Raw genomic sequence first — 3,075 nt, forward strand, 5'->3', positions numbered from 1 at the left:
CGGCGTGCCGCCGGTCGGGATGAACAGGACCGATTGCCGCGCCAGGCCATAGGACGCGGCGGCGGCCACCCGATGACGCAGGGTCGCGGTCGGCGTGCCGTCGGGATGCACCCCGGCACCGAAGATCACGATGGGCCGCATCGTCACGGGACGAAAGACCGCGCGGTCAGCGCGGCAGCAGCTTGCCGCGCTGCCACGCCTCGGCGGCCTCATCGGCACTCATGCCCTCGCGGCGCATGGCATAATCCAGGGCGCTGACCACCTTGTTGCCCAGGGTCAGTTCGTCCAGTTCGTCCAGCAGGTCGGAATCCAGCACATCCCGGGCCGCACGGCGCAGCAGCATGCGCGCCTGCTGCTCGCTCCCCAGCGCCCCCTTCGGGTCGCCCAACGTGCGCAGGCGGCTGCCGTGATGCAGGAAATTCGGCTGCCACAAGGGCAGGATGGCGGCCTCGCCGGACGCGATCGCCCGCGCGGCATGATCGTAAGCCTCGTCGTCCGGCCGCGCCTCGATGGTGAAACCGCACGCCGCCAGCCCATAGGCCGCCACAGCCTGGCGCACGCGCTCCAGCACCGACTCCGCCGCCACGATGTTGCGGTTGACCGTCTCGTCATACGCCAGATCGCCGATTCCGGCGACCTGCGGGGCGGCCCCCTCGGGCAGCGACCAGCCGAAGACAGGCTTGTACAACTGGCCGAATGCCTCCATGCCCGGCAGCCCGGACGCCCAGGCGGCATCGATGTCCGGCAGCCAGGCCGAAACGAACAGATCGATCCGGCCCGCCGCCATGGCGGCGGCCAGTTCGGCCTTGCCACCGGTCACATAGGCGACTTCCAGCTCATGGGCCTCGAGCACGCGCACCACGGATGCAGCCTCCGCTGCGTGCAGGATGGAATCCGGATGGCCCAGCGTCACCGTCGTCATCTCGTCTCTCCCCGATAGCGGGGTCGTTCCAGCAGGTGGCGCAAGATTGCGCAAGGGCCGGCACCGCAAAAAAGCGCCGGCCCTTCCCCCGGCCCGCCACCCGGCGACGGGGAGGCCGACAGCGCGTCCGCTACCAGATCTTCACGCGCGCCTCGGGCTTCAGATACAGCGCCTCGCCCGGGGTGACGCTCCAGGCCCGGTACCAGGCATCGATATTATGCATCGGGATATTGACGCGAGCCTGCGGCGGCGAATGCGGGTCGGTCATGATCCGCTGCCGTATGATGTCGTCGCGCAGCTTCTGCCGCCACACCTGCGCCCAGCCCAGGAATACCCGCTGGTCGCCGCTCAGCCCGCCGAGCACCGGCGCCGGCTTGCCGTGCAGCGAGGCATGATAGGCATCCAGCGCCAGGGTCAGGCCGCCCAGGTCGGCGATGTTCTCGCCCATGGTCAGCTTGCCGTTCACATGCACGCCGGGCAGCACCTGGAAGGCGTCATATTGCGCCCCGAACTTCGCCGAGAGCGCGTCGAAACGCGCCGCGTCGTCCTTGGTCCACCAATCCTTCAGCCGGCCCAGATAATCGAACTTGCGCCCCTCGTCGTCGAAGGAATGCGTCATCTCGTGCCCGATCACGCCGCCGATGGCGCCGTAATTGACGGCCGGATCGGCCTTCGGGTTGAAGAAGGGCGGCTGCAGGATCGCGGCGGGGAACACGACCTCGTTGAACACCGGGTTGTTGTAGGCATTGACCGTCTGCGGGGTCATATCCCATTCGTCGCGATCCACCTTGTGCCCCAGATGGCCCAGCCAGTAGCGCCATTCGAAGCCGATGGCGCGTTCCGCATTGCCATAGGCATCGCCCAGGCGGATCCGCAGCGTCGAATAATCCCGCCAGCGGTTCGGATAGCCGATCTGGATGGTGAAATGATCCAGCTTCTGCAGGGCCGCGGCGCGGGTCTTCGGCTCCATCCAGCCATTATGCTGCAACCGCACGCGGAAGGCGGCCTTCAGCTCGCCGGTCAGGTCGCGCATCGTGTCGCGATAGGCGGGCGGGAAATAGCGCGCGACATAGGACTGGCCCAGCGCCATGCCCATCGCGCCGCTGGTGGCCGACACCGCGCGCTTCCAGCGTTCGGGCAACTGGGGCTGGCCGGACAGGATCCTGTCGTTGAAATCGAACGATGCCTGCACGAACGCCCGCGGCAGGTCGCGCGCGGCATTGTCCACCAGGTGAAAGGCCAGCCAGGCGCGCAGCGTGTCCAGGCCGGTCTCGGACGCGATCCGCGCCTCCCCCACGATGGCGTCGGGCTCACCCACGATCAGCGTGCCCGATTTCACGATCGCCGGCGGCAGTTCCGCCCCGGCCAGATAGGACGCCCAGTCGAAGCCGGGGGCGCGCTTGCGCAGGTCGGGCACGCTGATCGGGTTATAGATGCGATCCGGATCGCGCATATCCTGCCGCGCCCAATGCACGCCGGCCAGGCGCGTCTCGAACGCCACGATCGCCGGCGCCGCCCGGTCGGCATCCGGCCAGCCGATCATGGTCAGGACCTGCCGCACATAGGCCTGATAGGCCGTCTTCTTCGCAGCCAGGGCCGGCTTCAGGTAGTAGTCGCGGTCCGGCATGCCGATGCCCGCCTGGTCCAGCATCAGGGCATAGCGCGTGGGGTCCTTGGCGTCCGGCTGGATCGCCAGCCCGAACAGCGAATATTGAAAGCCCGTCTGCCCCTGCCCCAGCAGCCTGGCGAAGGCCGACCGGTCCGTCACCGCGCGAATCGCCTCCAGCCCGGCCGCCAGCGGACGGGTCCCCAGCGCCTCGATCGCGCCTTCATCCATGAAGGTCGCATAGAACGTGCCCAGCTTCTGGTCGATCGTCACGGGTTCCGCCACCGGATGGGCCGAAACCGCCTGCAGGATGGCCTGCACCCGCTTGCGCGACAGTTCGAACAGCATGTTGAACGGCCCATAGGCCGTCATGTCGGGCGGAATCACGATGTCATGCACGGCGCGGCCGTTGGCGTAGCCGAAGAAATCATTCCCTGGCGTGACGTCCGGGTTCCGGCCCGCAAGGTCGAAGCCCCACGAACCGTAGGACGGCGCGGCATCCGTCGCGGCGCCATAGGCCGGCACGGGATCCGCCGCGCGCGCCGCG

General features: G+C 68.3%; 2 protein-coding genes. Both read right to left on the reverse strand.

The genetic code is table 11. The features are described from left to right. Positions 1–166 precede the first annotated feature (166 nt). The gene (locus HUK84_RS13615) at positions 167–922 is read right to left on the reverse strand and encodes a glycine betaine ABC transporter substrate-binding protein (RefSeq protein ID WP_176640771.1); all 756 of its coding nucleotides are present in this window, start codon (positions 920–922) and stop codon (positions 167–169) included. Positions 923–1,052: 130 nt separating this feature from the next. Further along, a partial coding sequence (locus HUK84_RS13620; RefSeq protein ID WP_176640772.1) for a M13 family metallopeptidase occupies positions 1,053–3,075 on the reverse strand: 2,023 nt, incomplete at its 5' end.

The sequence above is a fragment of the Nguyenibacter vanlangensis genome, assembly GCF_013376155.1.
Lineage (GTDB): Bacteria > Pseudomonadota > Alphaproteobacteria > Acetobacterales > Acetobacteraceae > Gluconacetobacter > Gluconacetobacter vanlangensis.

Excerpts from the sequence above, each read along its gene's own strand:
- HUK84_RS13615 (WP_176640771.1), bottom strand. The coding sequence starts at position 922 with ATGACGACGGTGACGCTGGGCCATCCGGATTCCATCCTGCACGCAGCG.